The following is a 22,866-nucleotide window of genomic DNA, read 5'->3' as shown; positions in this document are numbered from 1 at the left end:
TTCGTTACCTAGTAGGGGTGGGTGGGATAGGAGTTCTTGCTAAATTACGTATCGAGTGAGGTATTTTGTAGTGCTTGTTGCAATCGCGGCTGTCAAACTTTTCTATGTCATTATTTAGTCCGATTTTGATATCGTTTGCTGCCTCTTGGTGTCCTTCCCAAGACCCTTTTCCTGCAAGTTGACCATGTTGCCTGGCTTGGTTTTTGGTGCGGGCGAAAAGGTACAGATTATGCTTATCATCGCGCATGTCCTCTACTCTTTCGAGTAAACCCCTGCTTCCAGAAAATTCCTTTCGGCCGACGGATTTTGCGTAAATTTTTGCTATCAGGGCTTTGCATTTTTCCTTTGTGGCCGATATTCTGCACGGCGTAAGCCCAAGAGGGTCTGTCCAGGCAATAGGGTTGTTTGCATACTGGTAAATATTAAATCCGCCTAGAAAACCAATTGGATCTTTCGCAATGAAACGCCCTGTTGATGGTTCATAGTTCCGATAACGGCTGTAATGCAAGCTTGTTTCGGTATCGAAGTATTGCCCCTGAAAGCGTAGCGGGTTTCGAATGTTTGCCCAAGCCGCCTTATCGCTGCGCTTTTCCAGCGCCAGTCCCCAAGCTTTGTAGCTTCCTCTCCATGCAATATGCGCATCTTCGCCAGTAAGCTCTACGGGAGTACCCAGCTGATCACACTGATACCAGGCGATAGCCACAGTAGGCCTTGGTGCCGCCTGGTGCCGCCAGACAGGATCTTGATTAACATCATATGGGAAGTCATAGATTGGCTGATGCAGCATTTCTTCAATGTGATGCATCACCCCTTGCACCACTGGAATAAAGGTTCCGGGCTCAAATACATAGTGCGTGGTCTGCCCCTTGCCATCACGGCCTCGCTGTTCGAACGCCAGGGTGTCGCCATCCCACACGAATAGGGTCAGATCGCAGCCCAGCTCCTCATCTAGTGCTCGTCTCGCGTTCTCGTTCCAGACCGGTCCGGCCTGGACCCGGTTGCGGTACTTCGAGCGCGAGTCCTTGTAGACACGACGGCCTAACGCGTCATAGCCGAACTCGACGACCAACCGGTGATCCTCGTACCGCCGCAGCCGGTCATACAGGTCCCAAGTGAACTTGCCTGTCTTGCCGTTCTCAATCCGCTCCAGCAGGTTGCCGCGCTCGTCGTACCGATACTGGGTGCCGCAGTAGCTGCGCAGCACGTTGTCCATCAATTTGCGTGGCGAGTGTGGATTCGGACCCGGTGGTGCCTCGGGGTCCAGCAGGTTGCTCGCTGGGTCAAAGGCAAATGTTTCCTTCTCGTAGTTAAGGCTGGCTTCAAGCAAGCGCCCCACCGGGTCATAGCGATAACGCAGATCGCCACGGTTCAGGTCTTTGATGTGGTATAGCTGCCCGGCTTCGTCATAACGATAGGTGCGCGCCGCTATGCGTTTGGACTCACCTTGTCGAGCCAACGTCTGTTCCAGCAACTGACCATTCGGGCTCCAGGTCTGACGCTGGATCAGGCCATTGCCCTGCACGCGGCCGATCTCTCGGTGCAAGTCATCACGCTCGTAACTGATCAACTCCTGGTCATCGAGTTTGAGCGCGAGCAGGTGGCCGCTGCCGTAAGTCAGCCAACTGACCCGGTGGCCATCGGGGCGGGTGGTGGCGATGCGTTGATTAAGCGCATCGTACTCATGCTTGAACACGGCCACCTGTGGCTTGACCAGATAATCCAGCCACTGATGCTCGCGCGTGTTGTTACCTGCTGCATCGTAGAACCATTGCAGTCTGCAGGTGCCGTTGTTGGCCGACAGCAGGTTGCCATTACCGTCATAGGCAAAGGTCTCAACCTCCCACTGCTCACCGCCACGTCGTCCGGCTTTGCGCTGGGTAAGCCGGCCCATGGGGTCGTATCCAAAATGGGTGGTCCTGTCGCCATCCAGACGTCGGGTGGGCAGGTTGCTGCCGTTGTCGTAGAGGTAGTGGGTGGTTTCTTTGTCGAAGCCGGTTTCCTTAAGCAGTCGACCTACAGGGTCATACTTGAAGCTGGCCTCGCTGTTGTTCTCGTTGCGCAGACGCACCAGTTGACCGAGCTTGTCCCAATGGTAGGTGAGGGTGGTGTCGTTGGCGTTGAGGCGTTGGTAGATCAACCCGGCTTCATTGTAGGTCCAGGCCGTCCGGCGATGCAGGGCATCCTTATGGCTGAGCAGGCGGCCTTCTGCATCGCGCTCGAAGCGTTCCGTGGTCCTGTCCGGATGGATGAGCAACACCAGCTGGCCGGCTTCGTATTGGTACTCGGTGACCTCGCCGGCGGCGTTGATTAGTTTCGTCAATTGACCCAAGGGGTCGTATTTCCACTGTGTGGTCTTACCTGAGCAGTCGGTGTAGCGGGTCAGCTGTCCGTCACGGTTATAGGCCAGCTTCTTCTGACCGCCGTTGGCATCGGTGATGGCGATGGGCAGGTTGTCACTGTTGTAGCGGTAGAGCGTTTTGTTCTCCAGGGGATCCTGAGTTTCGATGATGTTGCCGCGCTGATCGTAGTCGTACCTCCACAGCCCGCCTTCTGCATCGCGTGTCTTGAAGCACTGACCTAGGTCATCATAGGCATAATGGACGGAGGTGCCATCGGCGCGGGTATGCTGTAACAAGTTGCCGCGATCGTCGTAGGCGAACTGTTCTGCACTGCCATCGGTATGGATGTGTTGGACGACATTCTTGGCATCATCACGGTAGAACCATTCTTCATTCCCATCGGGGTAAACGATGCGGTAGGTGAAGCCTAGAATGTCGTAGTAGTGCCAGGTTTCCTGCCCTTGCGCGTCGGTAACATAGGTCAGCCGAATATTGTTGTCCCACTCCAGGCGGGTCTCAAAGCTGCCATCATCGCCCCATTCACGAACCGCTTTTGCGTCAGCCCCTTCACCTTGCCACTCCAGGTTGAATCCTCGGCCTGACCGGTCTGTATAGCGTGTGATCAGATGATGCTGGTAGGTGTAATGCCATGGCGTGGCGTGCTCGTCGCGAGCCAGGATCAGGTCACCTGAATCATCATGTTCATAAGCGGCCAGTTGGCGTGACGCTATGCCATCGACCATTTGCCACACCGAACGGATCAAGCCATTGCTGCCATGTTCGAGGTGGATGTGATGTTGCTGTCGGTCGTCCTGATAAGTGAGCAAGTCAGACAGCAGCGGTTTTCCGTTGGACGAGTGCTCGTAATGCAAGCTCAGATGTGCGCCGCTGCGTTGTTTGATCGCGACCAACTGATAGAGGTTTCCTTGTCTGTGGAAGTGCTCCTGAGTGTCGTGGCCACGTGCGACTATCAACCTGCTCTCCGAGGCTCGAATCAGCAGGAGTTCTTCGACGGCATCGTAGTGGTGCTTGCCAATCTTCAGATCGGGGAAATGGTGGCTACGCCCGTCCGAACCACGGTAGGCGAGGCCTCGATCAGCAGTGCTTTCGATCAAGATCGAGTAGGGCGTGATCCACCTAGCGCCAAATGGGCCATCATCCAAGGCGTCCAGACTGGAGCGATAGGTTCGAGCCCACTCGATTGGAAAGCACCCAGGTAAGGAAAAATCGGTGTGCGTAAAGGATTCACTGCCCGTGGCAAAGCTGATATTGGAGCCAGTTCCCGCTCTGGCCAGATTTCGACAGTTGGGGTCGTTGTTTGCGGCGCGCTCGGTCCCACGCGTGGTAAGACCGCCCTGTGGCTGGATATGCTGTGCATGGCTGGGTTTGTTGCTGTGTGATGTCGCTGCCATTGCGCTGCGGCGCTTTCGGTTCTTCAGCGCGGTGGCAAGCTCCAGCACCAGGTAGCCAATGCTTCCGACTTTGCCAGCGTCTGCCATCCCAAGGATCTTGGCCGATGCATTGCGGCCGATCTGATCAGCCAGGCTGGCGGCGTTTAGTAGTTGTTGGCACACGCTCTTGGAGAGCAGCCTGTCTTCGATCGTGAAATGAGCGGCGAGAGCTATAGCGGGGCCGAAGAAAATGGATGCTTGCTTGGTCTTCTTGGCCAAGCCCTTTTGCCCCTCATCACTGGCAATGCCTCGCAGCATCTGGGCAAAGGATGAGCATGCTTTCTTGATCTCAGCAGCGATCTTGGTCAGCAGTTCATTCAGCCGGCTTTGTATGGCCTGCGCGAACGCTTCCAGCGACCCTCGCGTTTTGTCATTGAGGTTCTTCTCCAATGCACTCAATAGGGCGTCGGAGATCACAGTGGTTCCGTTGCGTTTAACAGCTGAAAGCGTCGTGCGAATTGCCAGGCGTGCTGGGCCCACGCCTGGGAAGGAAACCAGTCCAACGACGTTTATGCCGAAGCTGACCCACGTAAGAAAATCGTTCTGGTTTCCATCGATAAGGGTCAGCAGATCGCCAATGGCATCAACCGCCGCAAAAACGCTGCCTACGCCAGGGATGACCGAGCCAGCGGCATTGACGGCAGTCCAGCCGACGGTCCCCCCTGTCATTTTTCGGATCCATTGATCCAGCTTCTCCTTGCCTGCTTCGATGTCGTTGATGGAGGCAGTGTTCGTTGGACCTGTGGCCTGTTGAGTTGCCCGAGCGGGAACGGTCATCGTGCTTTCTCCGAGCGTTTGATCAGCGTCTCGGGTATGCCGGCGCTTTTAAGGGTCGACTTTGCGGCGTCTGCAGCAAGATCAGCTGCGAGTTGCAGAGGTGTGCTTTTCAGGTTTTCCGGAGACTGGGTTGATGTGAATTGCTTCAGAATTGCTGCGGCATGTTCACTGACGTCGGATGACGGAGGGGATGTCAGCTCGCCCGAAATTTGCTCGTGGGGGCCAGGGAAACCAGGGTCGTGCAAGACATCAACGTCGTCTTCGCTGAATCGCACCTTGGCTGGTCCCGGCGCGACGTTGGCAACGGTGGCTTTTCCATTGCTATCTAGAGTGCCTTTGAAAAGTTGGCCGAGGGCGTCCTCAACTTCGTACTTGCCTTTCTTGAATGGCAGGGCGTTGGCGTACTGCTGTAGCAACTGCAGATTACCCTTGCCCGATTTGAGATCTTCAGGAAACGCCGCCGCCTGGCTCTTCGAGGCCTTGTAGATGAAGTCCGTCGCGTGTGCCGTGTACTGCCCAGCCGTGGCGTGCAGAATTCCGCCCGCGTTGTAGGTCGTACTGCTGCCGCCGGCTTGAATCATCAGTTCCTCCTTGGCACTGAGGGTGATCCGTTCGGCGGTGACGCTGACCTTGAGCTTGGCCAGCAGATTGATGTTGTCCTTGAGCGCCTTCAGGTCAATGTCGCCTGACGCGGCCACCAGTCGCCAGCCCATGCTCTGCACGAACTGCCGTACGCCCCGACTGGCACTTATCAGCAGGCGTTTGCCAATGGCCATGCTGGTGTGGCCGCCGGTGCTCAGGCCCAGGTGCTCGCCGCTGGCGATGTGGGTGGATTCCCGTGTGGTTGTCGCGATGCCGGTTGGGCTGGCGATCACCAGTTGCGGGTCCGCCAGCTCGGGGAAGCGGTTGGCTTCAGGGTTGCCACCGCTGCCGCGAATGGCGTCGTGCTGGGCCTTGAGGGCATCACCCACTTCATCCTGATCGCCGCCTTCCTGGGCCAGGTGATCGCGGGCTTCACTGGCAAAGGTGGTGTGGTACTCCTGTGCGACCTTCAGGCGCTCGGCGGTTTCGACGAGGTCCGTATGGTGTTCACTGGCGCGAGCACGCATCTCGGTGGTCAGCAGCAGGCCACCGCCGGCGCGTAGCACGCCGTGGGTATCAGTGCGCAGCTCGAAACCTTGCCCACGCGGCTTGCCGCCAAAGTGGCGAGGATGGGTGAGGTAACCAAGGTTCAGTGCCGAGTGGTCGTGATCGCTCATCAATGCTGCGCTGATCTGCCCGGTGGTGTCGTCCAAGCGCAGTTCGTTGTGGCGCTTGCCGTGGTGCTCCTTGCTGCGGATCGGGCTGAGTGCCTTGAACTCAGGCAGCCGGTACGGCGGGCGGTTGACGATGTGATAACTGCGCCCGGTGATCATCGGCTGATCGGGGTCGCCGTTGAGGAAACTGACCACCACTTCCTGGCCGATGCGGGGAATGGCCATGTGGCCCCAGGTGGCGCCGGCCGAGGCTTGAGTGACCCGCACCCAGCATGAGCTTTTATCATCGTCCTGGCCGAGACGGTCCCAGGGGAATTGCACGCGCACACGGCCGTGCTCGTCGCAGTAGATTTCCTCACCGGGTGGCCCAACCACCTTGGCCATCTGCGGGCCTTCGATTACCGGTTTGGGGCGGGCAGGGGCGTGCCATTCGACTTGCGCCGGTATCAGGGTGGCGGTGAGCGTGTAGGACGTGCCAACTTCGGCTTCGGCGGAATCCCCTTCCCGTGCCGTAAACTGGTGGCCCTTGTGGGTGATGCGCAGCGGTCGCCAGAGGATGTTCATGTCCTCGCGGGCATGGCCAGCCAGCTGGAAGGCGATACCCGGTTGCAGGCGAGCATCATCGCCTTCGACCTGGGCCACGCGAGCATCGCCGAACAGGGCATTGACTTTGGTCTGGGTGAACGGCTTGCCGGCGTTGTCGTGCTTGTAGCGGCCAGGGTAGTCGTAGCGTTCGTAGTCGTTGCTTTGATTGCCCATGTCCTGAGGGAACATGGTGTGCTCATGGTTGTAGCGTGGGTGGGTAAAGGTGTAGTCGCGCTGGACTTGGCTGCTGGTGCGTACCTGCTCGCGGTAGGCGAAGTGGTGCAGACAGGGTTGTTGCTCCATGCCGCCTCGGTTGGCGACATACAACACCGGCTCGCCTTCCAGGCTACCGAAATTGCTGATGTGATCCGTCTGGATCACCACGTAGTTGGCTTCGCTGTGCTCGAAGGTGCAGATCAAGCCTTCCTCGGCCGACAGGCGCCAGAAGAAGTTCAGGTCCAGGTCACCGGCCTGGACACAGTACTCGCGGCTCTGGTGTGGGTTGACCACATACTGGATCAAAGTGCCCCATTGGCGTTCGCGGAACAGTTCCTCTAACAGCTGCGGGACCGGGCGGTGCTGGAAGATGCGCCAATCCGATTGCAGGCCCGCGCGGGCCAGTTGTGGCTCGATCACGGCGCGGTAGCGGGTGCGGCGGTGACCGGTCTTGCCTTGCTCGAAACTGCTGATCAGGCCGTGGACATGGCGCACTGCTTCCTGCTGCTGCCAGATGGTCAGCACGGCGGGTTGGTCTAGAAGGGTGGCGAAGTCGGCGTCGTCGGCGAAGCTGACCAGTTCGACTTCCAGGCGGTACAACTCGCTGACTCCTTCGGTCAGTTCGAACGACACCACATCAAACGCTATTGCCTCATCGGCGGGTGTGCTGAAGGTGAAGCGCACATCGTTCAAGTTGCTCATACGGGCTCCTGCTGTTCATCCCATCGGGCAGGTTTATCGGGCCGGACGCGTTGTAGAATGCGGGGCATAAGTGCACCCAAAGACCGTAACGGGGAATCCATTCCTCGTCGCCGTAATGGCTTCCTAAAGAGTTGTAGGAAGTTTCGCTAAATGCGGCTTGTGTACTTCTTTAAGGCAAATACCTATTGGTTGCGCGCGCAGGCACAGTGACTGTTGAGTCAAGTCAGTGCGGTATTGACGAAGTTATGGCTGACGCATCGTCTGCAGCGATGCCAGAACTTGATGGGTAATGTTGCTGGGCTTCATTCAACCTTGCTGATCCGTTTACCGCGCTGCGCAGCCACCTCCAGCGCCTGCCCATCCCGCTGCTTACCCTGGCGCGCCAGGCCTTCGAGCTGGGGTATCAGCATCCCTTCCGGCAAATGCCGCCAGAACCGCCCCGGCATGTGCAGGCGCAGCGCGTCCGGGTTGAGGCGGGCGGGGTTGAAGGTGTGGCGATAGTAGGTGCGCCACAGTTCGGCGCCGGGGTCGTCGGCATTGCGTGCCCATTGCCGCCACTCGTCAGGGCAGGTGCGCCGGTAGTCGAAGGCCTGGCCGTCGAAGCGGATAGCGTCGGCAGGGGTGGCGATCAACCAGCGTTGCCGGCCCAGGCGGTCGGCGAAATGCGCACTGGCCCTCTGCAGGATATCGTGGGCGGGTTCGTAGTAGGCGACCAGGTCCAGTTGCAGCTGCTGCGCCAACGCTTCGGGTAGCGGCACGAAGCGTACAAAGGCATGCAGGTGATGGGCTTCACGGCTGACCTGTTTGATGCGCCGTTGCAATTCGCTGCCCAGACGATCGCCGGCCAGCATCGCGGTGCGGTCACCATGGGCCACGCGCCAGAGCACTTCGTACAGCAGGTTCCAGCGTTGCTCGCCGCGGTAGCAGGCTGCCTGCTCCAGCTGGCTCAGTAGCGCTGCCGGCACTTTGCCGCGAAACGGGCCTGGGCCTTGGGGCAGCGGTGCAGGGATGGCCAGCAGATCATCGATCGGGCCTTGTGACCAGGTGACATCGGCTGGGTCAATGCCATGGCCCAGCAGCGCTCGGGCTTGGTCACGCCAGGTGGCGAAGCTGTCATTGCAGTCGAGCGCGATCATCCCCATAACCCCATTTGCACCGGTGCCTGGGGTTCGCGCAGGCGTTCGCGCAGCAGGCCGCTGCGCAGCTCGGCCTGGGCCGGGCGGTAGTCACTGGTGACGATGAATGGGCGCGCTTTGTCCAGCACGCAGCGCAGTTGAATCAGGTCGTCGTAGCGGATGCGCCGCTCTCGTCGCAGCGCTACCAAACGCTGCACGCTGCGCAGGCCGATGCCCGGGATGCGTGCCAGCAGGGCCGGCTCGGCGTGGTTCACATCCAGCGGGAAGACCTCACGGTTGGCCAGCGCCCACGCAAGCTTAGGGTCGATGTCCAGTGCCAGGTTGCCGCTTTGCGCCAGCAGTTCGCCGGCCTTGTAGCCATAGCCACGCAGCAGGAAGTCGGCTTGGTACAGGCGGTGTTCCCGCAGCAGCGGCGGCGCGGCCAAGGGCACACTGTCGGGGCTGTCGGGGATCGGGCTGAAAGCCGAGTAGTACACGCGCTTGAGGCCGTAGCCCTGGTACAAGGACTCGGCATTGCGCAGCAGGGTGCTGTCGTCGGTGGCGTCTGCGCCGACGATGACCTGGGTGCTTTGCCCGGCCGGGGTAAAGCGCGGCGCCTTGGGTTCGTTGGCCACGGCTTGCTGGCCGTGGTGGATGACCGCCATGGCCTGGCGGATGGTGTGCGCGTGTTTCTCAGGGGCCAGGCGCTTGAGGCTGGCGTCGGTCGGTAACTCGATGTTGACGCTCAGGCGGTCGGCCAGGCGCCCGGCTTCTTCGATCAGCAGCGGGTCGGCATCGGGGATGGTCTTGAGGTGGATGTAGCCGCGGAAGTTGTGCTCCTCGCGCAGCAGGCGTGCCACGCGGATCAATTGCTCCATGGTGTAGTCGGCCGAGCGGATGATGCCCGAACTGAGAAACAGGCCGCTGATGCAGTTGCGCCGGTAGAAGTCGAGGGTCAGGCGCACCACCTCTTCTGGGGTAAAGCGCGCCCGCGGCACGTTGCTGGAGCGCCGGTTGACGCAGTACTGGCAATCGTAGAGGCAGAAGTTTGTCAGCAACACCTTGAGCAGCGATACGCAGCGCCCGTCCGGGGTATAGCTGTGGCAAATGCCCATGCCATCGGTGGCACCCAGGCCTTCGCTGCCGCGCGAACTACGCTTGGGTGCACCGCTGCTGGCGCAAGAAGCATCGTACTTGGCGGCGTCGGCAAGAATGCCGAGTTTGGCGATGAGTTGCATGGCGGCTGACTCGAAACACTGAATATTCATACAGTATTTTGAGAATGCCCTGATTGCAAGCCCCATCGATGAAGGCCGTGTATCAATGCCCGAGTAAATCCGTCAGCTAAGCTTGTGCTGGACTTACGGACAGCAACGAGGCGCGCGGGAGAGGACATGAAAATCACGATCGAAGCGAAGCGGGCGCTGGCCGGCCTGGCGCTGGCCATGGGGTTGGGCGCAGTCATGCTCAACGCCCAGGCCGCAGAAACCAAAAAGGTCGATGTACTGCTGGTGGGCGGCGGCATCATGAGTTCGACCCTGGCTATCTGGCTCAACGAGCTGGAGCCCGGCTGGTCGATGGAGATGGTCGAGCGCCTGGACAAGGTGGCCGAAGAAAGCTCCAACGGCTGGAACAACGCCGGTACCGGCCACTCGGCCTTGGCAGAGCTGAACTACACGCCAGAAAAAGATGGCAAGATCGACATCAGTAAGGCCGTGGAGATCAACGAGTCATTCCAGATCACCCGCCAATTCCTTGCCTGGCAGGTCAAGCAGGGCGTATTGAAGAACCCCCATTCCTTTATCAACACCACGCCGCACATGAGCTTCGTCTGGGGCGACGACAACATTCGCTTCCTGAAGAAACGTTATGAGGCGTTGCAAGCCAGCCCGCTGTTCAAGCCCATGCAGTATTCCGAAGACCACGAACAGATCCGCAAATGGGTGCCCTTGATGATGGAGGGCCGCGACCCCAATCAGAAACTGGCCGTGACCTGGACGCCGATCGGTACCGACGTCAACTTTGGCGAGATCACTCGGCAGTATGTGGGTTACCTGCAGACTCGGCCTAACTTCGACCTCAAGCTGTCGAGCGAGGTACAGGACATCACCCGCAACGACGACGGCTCATGGCATGTCGAGTACAAGAACCTGAAAGATGGCAGCCAGGCGGCCACCGATGCCAAGTTCCTGTTCATCGGCGCCGGCGGCGCGGCGCTGCCCCTGTTGCAGAAGTCGGGCATCGATGAAGCCAAGGACTATGCCGGCTTCCCGGTCGGTGGTTCGTTCCTGGTCACCGATAACCCGGCCATTGCCCAGCGCCACATGGCCAAGGCCTATGGCATTGCGGCAACCGGCGCGCCGCCGATGTCGGTACCGCACTTGGACACCCGTGTCCTCGATGGCAAGCGCATGATCCTGTTCGGGCCGTTTGCTACCTTCTCGACCAAGTTCCTCAAGCAGGGCTCGTTGTTCGACCTGTTCGCCAGCGCCAGTGTTCACAACGCCTGGCCGATGGTGAGGGTAGGGGTACGTGAGTTCGATCTGGTGCAGTACCTGGTCGGTCAGGTTTTGCAGTCGGACGATGACCGCTTCGAAGCACTGCGCACCTACTTCCCCGAGGCCAAGAAGGAAGACTGGCGCCTGTGGCAAGCCGGCCAGCGGGTGCAGATCATCAAGAAGGACGAGGCCCAGGGTGGGGTGCTCAAGCTGGGTACCGAAGTGGTCACGTCCAAGGACGGCAGCATCGCCGGCCTGCTTGGGGCCTCACCGGGTGCCTCGACCGCGCCGCCGATCATGCTGGATGTGTTGAACAAGGTGTTCAAGGACAAGGTGGCCTCGCCGCAGTGGCAAGCGAAGATCAAGCAGATCGTACCGTCTTACGGCATTCGCCTGAACGAGCACCCGGACAGGGTGCAGCAGGAGTGGACGTATACCAATGAGGTGCTGCAGCTGAATCCGCCGTCGGGTGGTGAAGCGCCGTAAAAGTTCGAGGTTGGTGTTATTGGGGCAATCACTGTTGCTGGCTTGCGCGGCTGCTTCTCCAGAGCCGCGCAGTCAGGTTCAGCCAAGCGAGCACTTGCGGCGCTTGCCTGAGGCACCCGCGTAGACAGATCCCTCGACCTTGGTGAACGCTTCTACTGCGTCCCCATTCAGCAAACTCTCGTACTGCGCCGACTGCCGCAAGCGCGTCAGTTTTGCGTCAGCAATTGCCCTGAAATGCGCTACAGATGCGCTGAAATCGCTGCTTTTAGTCGACATCATGTATTTCCTCATGGTTGAAGGCAGCATAATCACCACGTAGGTCATAGGCAAGCCCGATACCTTTTACCTGCCGGAAACCATTCTGTTGATAGGCGATACGCGCTTCAGGGAGTGGGTCTTTCACTACAACCCATTTCAACCCGAGCATAAGGGCGTAGAAGCGGACGCCGCTCATGCACAAGGGCGCTATGTAGCCTCGTGTCACCAGGTAATTGTCTGGGTTACGCTGAAGGTAAAGCACCATGATCTTTTCCTTGCTGCCTTGTGGTGAAGCCCAACAAAGGCCAGCAAGTGCATTGCCATGCCATATGGCAATGTCCAGCGCGCGTGCATGAGCACGTCGGCGCTTCCATTGCAACACACGATCCCAGCCGAAGTCATGTGGGTTGGGATGCCAGCGCTCATGGGCCTCTAGCCTTATGATCAATTTCCTCGACCATTAACCGGTTATCCAGGTTGAGGGTTTTGTTCCGGGTTTCCAGTACTATTTGACCTCGAGCAGCCTGCTTGAAGCCAATCAGTGCTGCCAGTTCTATATCGTCCATCTGCAATCACATCACCAGCCGTCGTCAGGTGTTTGATGCTATTGCTAACGGTCACCAGAAGTAGCCGATAACCTCCTTCTTGTTTTCCCGGGTAGACGTAGTCCAAAACCGCCTCTGCTTAGTTCTTGGCATCTAAACTTACAAACAGCCCGTCGCAGCTGGTGGTGCGGCGCGCCTTTCAAATCATTCGACCACCGCCCCCTCGGACCCGGACTTCCCTCGTCGACGGTGGCCTTCTTGCAGAGGAGGGCAGGTCATGGACGAGGCACGGCTTCACGAATTCATGGGCAAGCTGGTGGGTGACATGGGCGCTGCGGCGACCCTGGCCAATGTCATTCTGGGCGACGAGCTCGGGCTGTACCGGGCGATGGCCGACAGCCTGCCGACCACCCCCGACGCGCTCGCGGCCAAGACCGGTTGCCACCCGCGCCTGGTGCGCGAATGGCTCAATGCCCAGGCGGCGTCGGGCTACATGGTGCATGACAAGGGCAGTTTCGTGCTGCCCGAAGAACAGGCCATGGCCCTGGCGCTGGAGGATTCGCCGGCCTACATGGCCGGTGGCGCCGCGGTAGTGGCGGCGCTGTTTCACGACAAAGACAAGCTGGTCGCGGCCATGCGTGGCGACGGCGGGTTGGCGTGGGGCGACCATCACCCGTGCATGTTCAGCGGCACCGAGCGGTTCTTCCGGCCGGGTTATCGGACGTTCCTGGTGGCCGAGTGGCTGCCGGCGCTGGACGGGGTAGTGGCGAAACTGCAAGCGGGCGCCAAGGTGGCCGATGTGGGCTGTGGCCATGGCGCCTCGACGTTGGTCATGGCCCAGGCGTTTCCTGCATCGACCTTTGTCGGCTACGACTATCACGGGCCATCCATCGCCACCGCCAACCAGCGCGCCGAAGAGGCGGGGTTGGGCGCGCGGGTGCATTTCCAGCAGGCCACCGCTAAGGACTACCCCGGCCACGACCATGACCTGGTGTGTTTCTTCGATTGCCTGCACGACATGGGGGACCCAGTGGGCGCGGCGCGCCATGCCTACCGTGCCTTGAAGGCTGACGGCACGGTGATGCTGGTGGAACCGTATGCCGAAGACTCGCTGGAGGGCAACCTGACGCCGGTTGGGCGCTTGTTCTACGCAGCGTCGACGTTTATCTGCACGCCGAACTCGCTGTCTCAGGAGGTGGGATTAGGGTTGGGTGCCCAGGCCGGGGAGGCACGGCTGCGAGCTGTGTTCGAAGAGGCGGGGTTCACTCGGTTCCGGCGTGCGACGCAGACACCGTTCAACCTGATCCTGGAGGCGCGTAAATAGCCGCTGCCCTTGCCGCAACCGGGCCATTCGGCTTTTACGCATTGTAATGCCGCGCCCTGATCGTCAGAATCGCGCCCGGTTGTCGAGCAAGGGGCTTACGTTGAACGAACAGACACTCTCCATGCGCCTGGAGCGCGTGGCGGCGCATGTGCCACACGGCGCGCGCCTGGCCGATATCGGCTCGGACCACGGTTACTTGCCGGTAGCGTTGATGCTGCGCGGCACTATCGAAGCGGGCGTGGCCGGTGAAGTGGCGCAGACGCCCTTTGCCTCCGCTCAGCGCAATGTGCGCCGCAATGGCTTGGAAGCACGCATCACCATTCGCCTGGCCGATGGGCTAGAGGCGATCGAAATAAACGACCGGATCTCTGCCGTCAGCCTCTGCGGCATGGGCGGCGACACCCTGTGCGAAATTCTGGAACGCGGCAAGCATCGCTTGAACGGCACCGAGCGCCTGATCCTGCAACCCAACGGCGGCGAGTGCGCGCTGCGGGGCTGGCTAATGACCAATGGCTATCGCATCGTCAGCGAAGAGTTGCTGCGGGAGAACCGCTTCGACTACGAAATCATCGTCGCCGAACCGTGTGAGGCAGTGGCGTATACCGCCGAAGAACTGTACTTCGGCCCACTGTTGATGCGCGAGAAAAGCCCAGCGTTCATGACCAAATGGCAGCGCATGTTGCGTCAGAAGCAGCAGACGTTGGCCAACTTCGAACGCGCCCGGGATGCAATCCCACAGGAAAAACGCGACGATTTCGCCCGGCAAATCACCTGGATCAACCAGGTATTGGCCTGACTTACTGCTGCGAGCAGTTGCCCATTTCCCGGTAGTTGATTTCGCGGGTGTGGCCTTGGTGGTCGACATAGACCATGTGCGCGGTGCCAACCTGGCAATCGGCTGCATTGCTGGCTGGGGTGATGGAGATGACTTTGGCCACATCCAGCGGCATGCCGTATTCGTAGTTGCTGTTGGCAACAGGCTGGTTAGACCCCGCGTCAGCCAAGGCGCCGAACGAGGCGAGGGCAGCGGTAACGGCAAGCACAGCGATCGAACGTTTCATGGCAGGTTCCTTTTTCGATGTTTTACCAATGATGCATTCATTGGTGATCCACAATAAATGGGCTAACCCGTGATAGATTCCTGCCTTGAACGTAAGAATAAGATTGAACAAGGAGCCCATCCCTCATGGACATGCTGCATGCCATGCGTACCTTCACCCGGGTGGTGGAGTGCGGCAGCTTTGCGGCGGCTGCCAATGCCCTGGATATTTCAGCGGCGCAGGTGTCGCGCATCGTTGCCGAGCTTGAAAACCAGCTACAGACCCGTCTGCTGCACCGCACCACGCGCCGTTTGCGCATGAGCGAGGCGGGCGAGCGTTTTCTTGAGCGCGCCCGGCAAATCATGTTGTTGACCGAAGAAGCCGTGGGCGAAGCCCGCGGCGCGCACCTCACGCCCCGTGGCCGCTTGCGCCTGCATTGCCCGCACGGCCTGGGCCTGCTGCTGATGCCGCTGGTGGCGGGCTACAACGCGCTGTGCCCGGAGGTGGTGGTCGAATTGACCCTGTCCCAACGCAACCCCGACCCGCTGGCTGAAGGGCATGACGTGGTGATCACTGTGGACGGGGCCTTGCCGGACTCGCAATTAATTGCGGTGCCATTGGGCGACATCTTCAGCATCCCCTGTGCCGCGCCCAGCTACCTGGAAACCTTTGGGGTACCCGAGCGGCCGGAAGACCTGCATGATCATCGTTGCCTGCGCATGGCGTATCCGATGTATGAAGGCGACTGGGTATTCCCGCAAGGCGTCGATCAGTGCGTGATCGCGCCGCGAGACAGCTTCCTGACCAACGTAGCCGACGCCATGCTGCTGGCCAGCGAGTTGGGCATGGGCATCGGGCTGTTGCCGTTCTACACCGCCAGCCAGGCCATCGAGCAGGGGCGTTTGCGCCGGCTGCTGGCCCCGTATCGCCTGCGCGAGTGTGCGCTGTACGCGATCTACCCGTCGCGGCACTACCTGGATGCCAAGGTGCGTACCTGGATCGACTACCTCAAGGAACAGCTACCCGCGCTGTTCGAGGCCCATGCGCGGATAGTGGATGATGAGCGGTACTGGCGCTGAAACGGGCTGATTTAGCTGGAACCTGTGGGGCTGGCTTGCCGGCGCCCACAGGTTTGGCGACTCGCTACAGCGGATAGTGCTTGAGCTCCCGCGCAATCAACATCCGCTGGATCTCGCTCGAGCCTTCGTAGATCTGCGTGATCCGTGCGTCGCGGTAATAGCGTTCCACCGGGTAATCCTCCAGGTAGCCATAGCCACCATGCACCTGGATGGCCATGGAACATACCCGCTCGGCCATTTCCGACGCGAACAGCTTGGCCTGCGAAGCCTCCGACAGGCACGGCTTACCGGCACTGCGCAAGCGGGCTGCATGCAGGATCAGCAGGCGTGCGGCATTCACCTGTACCTGCATGTCGGCCAGCAGGTTGGCGATGCTCTGGTGTTCGTTGATCGGCTTGCCGAACTGCACCCGATCGCGGGAGTAGACCAGCGCGGCTTCGAACGCGGCGCGGGCGATACCCAATGCCTGCGCGGCAATGCCGATACGCCCACCTTCGAGGTTGGACAAGGCGATGGCCAGGCCCTTGCCGCGCTCACCGAGCATATTGGCAGCCGGGATGCGGCAGTTGTCGAAGGTCACCGCGCAGGTATCCGAGGCGCGGATGCCCATCTTGTGCTCGCTGCGGTCAACCTTGAAGCCAGGGTTGTCAGTGGGTACCAGGAAGGCCGACAGGCCTTTCTTGCCCAGTTCCGGGTCGGTCACCGCAAAGACGATCGCCAGGCCCGCTCGGCGAGCATTGCTGACAAACTGCTTGGACCCATTGATTACCCATTCGCCCTCCACGCGTTCGGCACGGGTGCGCAGGTTGTGCGCCTCGGAGCCGGCCTGGGGTTCGGTCAGGCAGAAGCAGCCAATCACCTCGCCCGTGGCCAGGCGTGGCAACCAAGCCTGTTGCTGTTCGGCTGTGCCATAAGCCAGCAACGGGCCGCAGCCCACCGAGTTGTGGATGCTCATCATCGCCCCGGTGGCGCCGCAGGCAGCGGCGATTTCTTCCACGGCCAGGGCGTAGGCGACGTAATCGGTGTAGCTGCCGCCGAAGGCTTCAGGCACCACCATGCCGAGCAGCCCCAGCTCGCCCATCTTGCGGACCACGCCATCATCGATCCAGCCAGCTTTTTCCCAGGCCTGGGCATGGGGCGCGATTTCGCCACGGGAAAAGTCCCGGGCCATGTCGCGGATCATGATCTGCTCTTCGCTCAGTTCCAGGTCTTGCATCTGTGTACTCCCGGGCTCACAGGCCTTCGAAGAATTGGTCGACCCGCTGGCGCTCGAGCTCGGCCAGGGTGGGCGGGTTCCAGCGGGGCTGCTTGTCCTTGTCGATGATCAGGGCACGCACGCCCTCGATGATGTCGCCGTACTGGAACCACTGGCGGTCCAGGTGCAGCTCCATGGCAAAGCACGCCTCAAGTGCCAGGTGGCGACCGCGACGCAGCATTTCCAGCGTAACCGCCATGGCCAGTGGCGAGCGGCTTTCCAGCTGGTCGGCGGTTGCCAGGGCCCATGGGTGGCTGTCGCCGATGCTGACGGTGCGCAGTTGCTCGATGATCGCTGGCAAGTCGGGGAGGGCAAAGAAATGGTCGATGACCGGGCGCAGCTTCTCCAGCGGCGCGTCATCCAGCACCTGAGTGCCGAGCTTGGCCAGCAGGCCTTGCAGGTCCTTGAGCGGGTGGTCGCCAAAGGTCAGGCGGTCCAGGCCTTGGTCGAGTGCGGTGAGTTTATCGCAGGGCACGTGCCAGTCGGCGAGCCCGCAATACAGGGCGTCGGCGGCCTGGATCTGGGTGCCAGTGACACCGAGGTAAGTGCCCAGCTCGCCAGGGAGGCGTGAGAGGAAATAGCTGCCGCCCACATCCGGGAAATAGCCGATGCCGACTTCCGGCATGCCCAGCCGGCTGCGTTCGGTCACCACCCGCAGGTCACAGCCTTGAGCCAGGCCCATGCCGCCGCCGAGGGTGAAGCCGTCCATCAGCACCAGCACCGGTTTGCGGTAATGATGGATGCACAGGTCGAGCGCGTATTCCTCGACGAAAAAGTCTTCATGCAGGCGTTCTGCGTTTTTGTAGCTGTCGTGCAGCGAGCGGATATCGCCACCGGCGCAAAACCCTTTAGGGCCCGCACCACGCAGTACCACTGCGCGCACCTGCGGGTCGTCTGCCCATTGGTCGAAGTGCTGGCGCAGGCTGCGCACCATATCCAGGGTCAGGGCATTGAGGCCGGCGGGGCGGTTCAGGGTCAGGTGGCCAATCTGGTTGCGGACTTCAGCCAAGACATGATCCGTTGCCGAAGTGTAAGCATGCGCGGTCATCGCGTTCTCCCTGCTTTGTTATTGATTTTCCAAGTGAAGTCTGGAGTTCGCTGGAGGATCACTGGATCCTGTCATGCGAATTTGTCGTGCACAATCGGCAAATCTGCAGGGGTGTTTTGCATTTTTGCCTTGTGTTCAGGTTAAGCCTTGCAGCGCCTGGGAGATCGAGCGCCGCCCGCGCGGCGCTCGAATTGCGCCCCCCACTAATATCACGCCATACACCCCAAGCCCACCCCACCCTCAATTCATTAACCTGAGCGTAACGATCACCCATCCAGCTTGATTGATGCACCCTCACGCCTCGCCCTAAGGTGGCTCCACGACAGCGAACCCGTGGAGTCACCATGACAACAACCAAGAATCCACCGCCGCAATGGTCGCGGCGGCGCGCCGAGAAGCAGCGCCGCCTCGACCGGGTCCGCCACCTCGCCGACGGCGTGGTGCTGCCCACCGCGCATATCGTCGAGGCACTGGAACTGTTACTCGCCCCCGGCGACCGGGTGGTGCTGGAAGGCAACAACCAGAAGCAGGCCGATTTTCTCTCCCGCTCACTGGCCAAGGTCGACCCGGCGCGGCTGCACGATTTGCACATGATCATGCCCAGCGTCAGCCGTGCCGAACACCTCGACCTGTTCGAGCGGGGCATCGCCCGCAAGCTCGACTTCTCGTTCGCCGGGCCACAGAGCCTGCGCATCGGGCAACTGCTGGAAGACGGCCTGCTCGAAGTCGGCGCCATCCATACCTACATCGAGCTGTACTCCCGGCTGCTGGTCGACCTCATCCCCAACGTGACCCTGGTCGCGGGCTTCATGGCCGACCGGGATGGCAACCTCTATACCGGCCCCAGCACCGAAGACACCCCGGCCCTGGTCGAACCCGCCGCGTTCAGTGACGGCATCGTCATTGCCCAGGTCAACCAATTGGTGGAGCGGGTCGACGACCTGCCGCGCGTCGATATCCCTGCGTCCTGGGTCGACTTCGTGGTGGTCGCCGACCAGCCGTTCTACATCGAGCCGCTGTTCACCCGCGACCCACGCCACATCAAGCCCGTGCATGTGCTGATGGCGATGATGGCGATCCGTGGCATCTATGAAAAACACCAGGTGCAGTCGCTGAACCACGGCATCGGGTTCAATACCGCAGCCATCGAGCTGATCTTGCCGACCTATGGCGAATCCCTTGGCCTGAAAGGCAAAATTTGCCGCAACTGGACACTCAACCCCCACCCCACGCTGATTCCCGCTATCGAAACGGGTTGGGTCGAGAGCGTGCATTGTTTTGGTACCGAATTGGGCATGGAGGACTACATCGCCCAGCGCCCGGACGTGTTTTTCACCGGCCGCGACGGCTCGCTGCGCTCCAACCGCATGATGTGCCAGCTGGCGGGGCAGTACGCCGTCGACCTGTTTATCGGCGCCACGTTGCAGGTGGATGGCGACGGCCATTCTTCGACCGTGACCCGCGGCCGCCTGGCGGGCTTTGGCGGTGCGCCGAACATGGGCCACGACCCCCGTGGGCGCCGCCACGCGACACCGGCCTGGCTTGACATGACCGTGCCCGAAACAATGCTCGAGCGCGGCCGCAAGCTGGTGGTGCAGATGGTCGAGACCTACCAGGAGGGCGGCAAGCCCACCTTCGTCGAAACCCTCGATGCGGTTGAAGTGGCGAAAAAAGCCGGCATGCCGCTGGCACCGGTGATGATCTACGGCGACGACGTTACCCACTTGCTCACCGAAGAAGGCATCGCCTACCTGTACAAGGCGCGCAGCCTTGAGGAACGCCAGCAGATGATTGCAGCCGTGGCCGGTGTCACCGCCATTGGCTTGCGGCATGACCCCAAAGACACCCAGCGCCTGCGCCAGCAGGGCCTGGTGGCGTTGCCCGAGGACTTGGGCATCCGCCGAACCGATGCCAGCCGTGAACTGCTGGCTGCGCGCAGCATCGCCGACCTGGTGGAATGGTCCGGTGGCCTGTACAACCCACCCGCACGGTTCAGGAGCTGGTGATGAAAGTACTCGACCTGCAATCGCAAGGGCTGCTTCGCGAACAAGCTCGCTCCTACAGGTATGTCACGGGCCTTGAAGCCAGTGGGGGCTCTGTGGGAGCGGGCTTGCCCGCGAAGAGGGCTGAACAGACAACCGAAATCCCTGTGGCTGACCACCTGGCGGATTTGGCAGTAGAAGCCCTGATCGACGAAGCCGACCTGTCGCCCAAACCGGGCCTGGTAGACCGCCGCAGCAACGGTGCGCACACCGACATGACGCTAGCGTTGATGCATGCGTCGGCGCTGGCCCTGTGGCCGTGCCTGCGGCAGATGGCCGAAGCGGCCGAGGCCATTGGCGGCGTCGGCCAGCCCTTGCGCACTGCGCTAGGCCGCATTGGCCGCGAAGGCGAGGCCGCGATGCTGGCGACCACCGGCGGGGTGAATACCCACCGAGGCGCGATCTGGGCCCTGGGGCTGCTGGTGGCGTCCCGTGCCCTGGGTCCCCACGCTGACCCGTGCGCAGTGGCGGCCCGCGCCGGGCGCATCGCGCTTATCGACGACCCCGGCGCAACCTCGGAAGACAGCCATGGTGCCCAGGTAAGGCGCCGGTATGGCAGCGGCGGTGCCCGTGAACAGGCGCAATTGGGCTTCCCAGCGGTTATCGCGCATGGCCTGCCACAGCTGCAGCGCAGCCGTGCCTTAGGTGCCAGCGAACCCCACGCGCGGCTCGATGCCTTGCTGGCGATCATGGCGGCGCTGGCCGACACCTGCGTGCTTTGGCGCGCCGGGCCACAAGGGCTGGCCACGGTCCAGCAGGGGGCCCGCGCCGTCCTGGACGCCGGTGGCAGCGCCACGCTGGACGGGCGCCGGCAACTGCGCCTTTTGGATGAACACTTGCTGCAACTGAATGCCTCTCCGGGTGGCGCTGCCGATCTGTTGGCGGCCTGCCTGTTCCTCGACAAAGCCGGGAGCCTGTGACATGGAAACCCTGACCTTTCAATTTCCCGCCGCCGAACCGGGGCGTGGGCGCACCGTGGTCGGCTGCGTCAGCTCCGGCGACCTGGAAGTGCTGATCGAACCCGGTATCGCCGGCAGCCTGCAGATCCAGGTCGTGACGTCGGTCAACGGCAGCGGCGCGCGCTGGACGCAACTGTTCCAGCGCCTGTTCGAAGGCCGCCAATGGCCAGCGGTGAACATCGACATCCATGATTTTGGCGCCACGCCAGGGGTGGTGCGCCTGCGCCTGGAGCAAGGTTTCGAGGAGATCGCCCATGACTGACACCGAACGTTTGCTGCACAGCCGCAGCCTCGTCGAAATGGGCGCCCGCCAGCGCGCCCGGGCACTACTTGACCCGGGAACGTTCCGCGAGCTGCTGGGCCCCTTCGACCGGCTCATGTCACCTTGGTTGCCGCGCCAAGGCATCGTGCCCCAGGCCGATGATGGCGTGGTCATCGCCAAAGGCCGGCTGAATGGCCGCAACACGGTGGTCGCCGCTATCGAGGGTGGCTTCCAGGGCGGCAGCATGGGCGAGGTGGGCGGGGCGAAGATTGCCGGTGCACTGGAATTGGCCATCGAAGACATCCGCAACGGCACCCCGACCTGCGCCGTGCTGCTGTTGGAAACCGGTGGCGTGCGCCTGCAGGAAGCCAACCTCGGCCTGGCGGCAATCGCCGAGATCCAGGCCGCGATTGTCGAGCTGCGCAGCTACCAGCCGGTGATCGGCGTGATCGCAGGCTCGGTCGGCTGCTTCGGCGGTATGTCCATCGCTGCCGGCCTGTGCAGCCACCTGCTGGTCACCCGTGAGGCGCGCCTGGGCCTCAATGGCCCGCAGGTCATCGAACAGGAAGCGGGCATCGCCGAATACGACGCCAAGGACCGCCCCTTTATCTGGAGCCTGACCGGTGGCGAGCAGCGCCATGCCAGTGGGCTGGTCGACGGCTATGTGGCCGATGATGCAGATGCAATACGCCAGCAGCTTTTGCACCTGCTCGACACCCCCGCCACAGACCGTGCTCGCCGCCACGCCTGGTACCTCGAGCGGCTGTCGCGCCTCGGCGATGACTGCCCGCAACTGGATGCCGCCGCTGTACGCAGCCTCTACCAAGGAGAAGCCAAATGAACCGAGCCATGAACTGGCTGCCGGGCCTGGCCGGCGGGCAAGTGCTGCCGGGTTACCCCGCGTCGCTGCAGGTGATCGACGGCGAACTGGACAACCGCCTGGCACGCTTCATTGCCGTGGTGCCCGATGCGCACAACCCGTTCCCCCGGGCGCGTGCGGGCGAGGTCGGCTTGCTGGAAGGCTGGGGGCTGGCCAAGGCGGTGAGCGAAGCGGTCGCGGCAGACCGCGACGGCGAGAAGCGGGCCATCGTCGCCGTCATCGATGTGCCCAGCCAGGCCTATGGCCGCCGCGAGGAGGCGCTGGGCATTCACCAGGCGCTGGCCGGTGCGGTGCAGGCGTATGCCGAGGCGCGCTTGGCCGGGCACCCGGTGATTGGGCTGCTGGTCGGCAAGGCGATGTCTGGCGCCTTCCTCGCGCATGGCTATCAAGCCCAGCGCCTGATCGCGCTGGATGACGCTGGGGTGATGGTGCACGCCATGGGCAAGGCCGCTGCCGCGCGCATTACATTGCGCAGCGTCGAAGCGCTGGAGGCCCTGGCCGCCGAAGTACCGCCGATGGCTTATGACCTCGACAGCTACGCCTCGCTGGGCTTGCTGTGGCGACGTCTTGGCGTGGACAACGCCGAGACGCCAAGTGCGGCCGACCTGGCCAAGGTACGTACCTGCCTGGCCGAAGCGGTGCGCGATATCGGCAACTCGACCGACCTGTCATCGCGGCTGGCGGGCGAAAACCGGCGTGCCTCCCGCGAGGTGCGCGAACACTTGCGCCGTCAGTGGCAGGGGGCCTGA

The 22,866-nt window shown here is 61.6% G+C and carries 18 protein-coding genes; 9 read left to right on the top strand and 9 right to left on the bottom strand.

The features are described from left to right. Positions 1-4: 4 nt before the first annotated feature. From AB7M33_RS24740 to AB7M33_RS24725, 4 genes are all read right to left on the bottom strand, one after another. On the bottom strand, positions 5-4,567 hold the full coding sequence (locus AB7M33_RS24740; protein WP_454243882.1) for an RHS repeat-associated core domain-containing protein: 4,563 nt from the start codon (positions 4,565-4,567) through the stop codon (positions 5-7). Continuing rightward, positions 4,564-7,326, bottom strand: a complete 2,763-nt coding sequence (locus AB7M33_RS24735) for a type VI secretion system Vgr family protein (protein WP_454243881.1) — start codon at positions 7,324-7,326, stop codon at positions 4,564-4,566. Before AB7M33_RS24735 ends, AB7M33_RS24740 begins: the two co-directional genes overlap by 4 nt. A gap of 302 nt (positions 7,327-7,628) precedes the next feature. Further along, positions 7,629-8,468, bottom strand: a complete 840-nt coding sequence (locus tag AB7M33_RS24730; RefSeq protein ID WP_454243880.1) for a TIGR03915 family putative DNA repair protein — start codon at positions 8,466-8,468, stop codon at positions 7,629-7,631. Continuing rightward, complete coding sequence (locus AB7M33_RS24725) at positions 8,459-9,679, bottom strand: putative DNA modification/repair radical SAM protein (RefSeq protein WP_454243879.1); 1,221 nt, start codon at positions 9,677-9,679, stop codon at positions 8,459-8,461. Before AB7M33_RS24725 ends, AB7M33_RS24730 begins: the two co-directional genes overlap by 10 nt. Positions 9,680-9,835: 156 nt before the next feature. Between AB7M33_RS24725 and mqo the strand changes: the two genes are divergently transcribed. Next, positions 9,836-11,425: a malate dehydrogenase (quinone) gene (gene mqo / locus AB7M33_RS24720; protein WP_454243878.1), complete on the top strand. Its 1,590-nt coding sequence runs from the start codon at positions 9,836-9,838 to the stop codon at positions 11,423-11,425. A gap of 78 nt (positions 11,426-11,503) precedes the next feature. On the opposite strand, the gene AB7M33_RS24715 is transcribed toward mqo, so the two are convergent. Both AB7M33_RS24715 and AB7M33_RS24710 read right to left on the bottom strand, forming a co-directional pair. Beyond that, positions 11,504-11,701, bottom strand: a complete 198-nt coding sequence (locus AB7M33_RS24715) for a hypothetical protein (RefSeq protein WP_099430898.1) — start codon at positions 11,699-11,701, stop codon at positions 11,504-11,506. After that, positions 11,691-12,062 carry a hypothetical protein gene (locus AB7M33_RS24710; RefSeq protein ID WP_454243877.1) on the bottom strand — a complete coding sequence of 124 codons (372 nt, stop codon included), beginning with the start codon at positions 12,060-12,062 and terminating at the stop codon, positions 11,691-11,693. Before AB7M33_RS24710 ends, AB7M33_RS24715 begins: the two co-directional genes overlap by 11 nt. Positions 12,063-12,505: 443 nt before the next feature. Between AB7M33_RS24710 and AB7M33_RS24705 the strand changes: the two genes are divergently transcribed. Then, the gene (locus AB7M33_RS24705) at positions 12,506-13,552 is read left to right on the top strand and encodes a class I SAM-dependent methyltransferase (protein ID WP_027593492.1); all 1,047 of its coding nucleotides are present in this window, start codon (positions 12,506-12,508) and stop codon (positions 13,550-13,552) included. A 100-nt stretch (positions 13,553-13,652) separates the two neighbouring features. Further along, the gene (locus AB7M33_RS24700; RefSeq protein ID WP_027593491.1) at positions 13,653-14,348 is read left to right on the top strand and encodes a tRNA (adenine(22)-N(1))-methyltransferase; all 696 of its coding nucleotides are present in this window, start codon (positions 13,653-13,655) and stop codon (positions 14,346-14,348) included. 1 nt (position 14,349) lies between these two features. Here AB7M33_RS24700 and AB7M33_RS24695 read toward each other — a convergent pair whose 3' ends face one another. Further along, positions 14,350-14,613 (bottom strand): DUF2790 domain-containing protein, encoded by a 264-nt coding sequence (locus tag AB7M33_RS24695; RefSeq protein ID WP_238213487.1) that lies wholly within the window; start codon positions 14,611-14,613, stop codon positions 14,350-14,352. A gap of 125 nt (positions 14,614-14,738) precedes the next feature. Here AB7M33_RS24695 and AB7M33_RS24690 point away from each other — a divergent pair, with 125 nt between their 5' ends. Continuing rightward, entirely contained in the window at positions 14,739-15,671 is a 933-nt protein-coding gene (locus AB7M33_RS24690) for a LysR family transcriptional regulator (RefSeq protein ID WP_027593489.1), read from the top strand. A 64-nt stretch (positions 15,672-15,735) separates the two neighbouring features. Here the strand turns inward: AB7M33_RS24690 and AB7M33_RS24685 are convergent, their stop codons facing one another. Both AB7M33_RS24685 and AB7M33_RS24680 read right to left on the bottom strand, forming a co-directional pair. After that, positions 15,736-16,887, bottom strand: coding sequence for an acyl-CoA dehydrogenase family protein (locus tag AB7M33_RS24685; RefSeq protein ID WP_454243876.1), 1,152 nt, complete (start codon positions 16,885-16,887; stop codon positions 15,736-15,738). 16 nt (positions 16,888-16,903) lie between these two features. Beyond that, positions 16,904-17,974 (bottom strand): enoyl-CoA hydratase/isomerase family protein, encoded by a 1,071-nt coding sequence (locus AB7M33_RS24680; protein ID WP_027593487.1) that lies wholly within the window; start codon positions 17,972-17,974, stop codon positions 16,904-16,906. A gap of 344 nt (positions 17,975-18,318) precedes the next feature. On the opposite strand from AB7M33_RS24680, the gene mdcA reads away from it, so the two are divergent. The 5 genes from mdcA to mdcE are packed head-to-tail and all read left to right on the top strand — an operon-like array spanning position 18,319 to position 22,866. Further along, complete coding sequence (mdcA, locus tag AB7M33_RS24675) at positions 18,319-19,980, top strand: malonate decarboxylase subunit alpha (protein WP_027593486.1); 1,662 nt, start codon at positions 18,319-18,321, stop codon at positions 19,978-19,980. After that, positions 19,980-20,936 carry a triphosphoribosyl-dephospho-CoA synthase gene (locus AB7M33_RS24670; protein ID WP_454243875.1) on the top strand — a complete coding sequence of 319 codons (957 nt, stop codon included), beginning with the start codon at positions 19,980-19,982 and terminating at the stop codon, positions 20,934-20,936. Before mdcA ends, AB7M33_RS24670 begins: the two co-directional genes overlap by 1 nt. 1 nt (position 20,937) lies before the next feature. Further along, a complete protein-coding gene (locus AB7M33_RS24665; protein WP_085272968.1) occupies positions 20,938-21,237 on the top strand; it encodes a malonate decarboxylase subunit delta in 300 nt (99 codons plus the stop codon). Next, on the top strand, positions 21,230-22,078 hold the full coding sequence (locus AB7M33_RS24660) for a biotin-independent malonate decarboxylase subunit beta (protein ID WP_454243874.1): 849 nt from the start codon (positions 21,230-21,232) through the stop codon (positions 22,076-22,078). The genes AB7M33_RS24665 and AB7M33_RS24660 overlap by 8 nt, the downstream gene beginning before the upstream one ends. Further along, positions 22,075-22,866: a biotin-independent malonate decarboxylase subunit gamma gene (gene mdcE, locus AB7M33_RS24655; protein WP_027593482.1), complete on the top strand. Its 792-nt coding sequence runs from the start codon at positions 22,075-22,077 to the stop codon at positions 22,864-22,866. Before AB7M33_RS24660 ends, mdcE begins: the two co-directional genes overlap by 4 nt.

Source organism: Pseudomonas sp. Y3 TE3536, from assembly GCF_053629175.1.
Note: the sequence above shows the minus strand (reverse complement) of the source record. Positions and strands in the feature narration are given on the sequence as shown.

Excerpts from the sequence above, each read along its gene's own strand:
- AB7M33_RS24740 (WP_454243882.1), bottom strand. The coding sequence starts at position 4,567 with ATGACCGTTCCCGCTCGGGCAACTCAACAGGCCACAGGTCCAACGAAC.
- AB7M33_RS24735 (WP_454243881.1), bottom strand. The coding sequence starts at position 7,326 with ATGAGCAACTTGAACGATGTGCGCTTCACCTTCAGCACACCCGCCGAT.
- AB7M33_RS24730 (WP_454243880.1), bottom strand. The coding sequence starts at position 8,468 with ATGGGGATGATCGCGCTCGACTGCAATGACAGCTTCGCCACCTGGCGT.
- AB7M33_RS24725 (WP_454243879.1), bottom strand. The coding sequence starts at position 9,679 with ATGCAACTCATCGCCAAACTCGGCATTCTTGCCGACGCCGCCAAGTAC.
- mqo (WP_454243878.1), top strand. The coding sequence starts at position 9,836 with ATGAAAATCACGATCGAAGCGAAGCGGGCGCTGGCCGGCCTGGCGCTG.
- AB7M33_RS24715 (WP_099430898.1), bottom strand. The coding sequence starts at position 11,701 with ATGTCGACTAAAAGCAGCGATTTCAGCGCATCTGTAGCGCATTTCAGG.
- AB7M33_RS24705 (WP_027593492.1), top strand. The coding sequence starts at position 12,506 with ATGGACGAGGCACGGCTTCACGAATTCATGGGCAAGCTGGTGGGTGAC.
- AB7M33_RS24695 (WP_238213487.1), bottom strand. The coding sequence starts at position 14,613 with ATGAAACGTTCGATCGCTGTGCTTGCCGTTACCGCTGCCCTCGCCTCG.
- AB7M33_RS24690 (WP_027593489.1), top strand. The coding sequence starts at position 14,739 with ATGGACATGCTGCATGCCATGCGTACCTTCACCCGGGTGGTGGAGTGC.
- AB7M33_RS24685 (WP_454243876.1), bottom strand. The coding sequence starts at position 16,887 with ATGCAAGACCTGGAACTGAGCGAAGAGCAGATCATGATCCGCGACATG.
- AB7M33_RS24680 (WP_027593487.1), bottom strand. The coding sequence starts at position 17,974 with ATGACCGCGCATGCTTACACTTCGGCAACGGATCATGTCTTGGCTGAA.
- mdcA (WP_027593486.1), top strand. The coding sequence starts at position 18,319 with ATGACAACAACCAAGAATCCACCGCCGCAATGGTCGCGGCGGCGCGCC.
- AB7M33_RS24670 (WP_454243875.1), top strand. The coding sequence starts at position 19,980 with ATGAAAGTACTCGACCTGCAATCGCAAGGGCTGCTTCGCGAACAAGCT.
- AB7M33_RS24665 (WP_085272968.1), top strand. The coding sequence starts at position 20,938 with ATGGAAACCCTGACCTTTCAATTTCCCGCCGCCGAACCGGGGCGTGGG.
- AB7M33_RS24660 (WP_454243874.1), top strand. The coding sequence starts at position 21,230 with ATGACTGACACCGAACGTTTGCTGCACAGCCGCAGCCTCGTCGAAATG.
- mdcE (WP_027593482.1), top strand. The coding sequence starts at position 22,075 with ATGAACCGAGCCATGAACTGGCTGCCGGGCCTGGCCGGCGGGCAAGTG.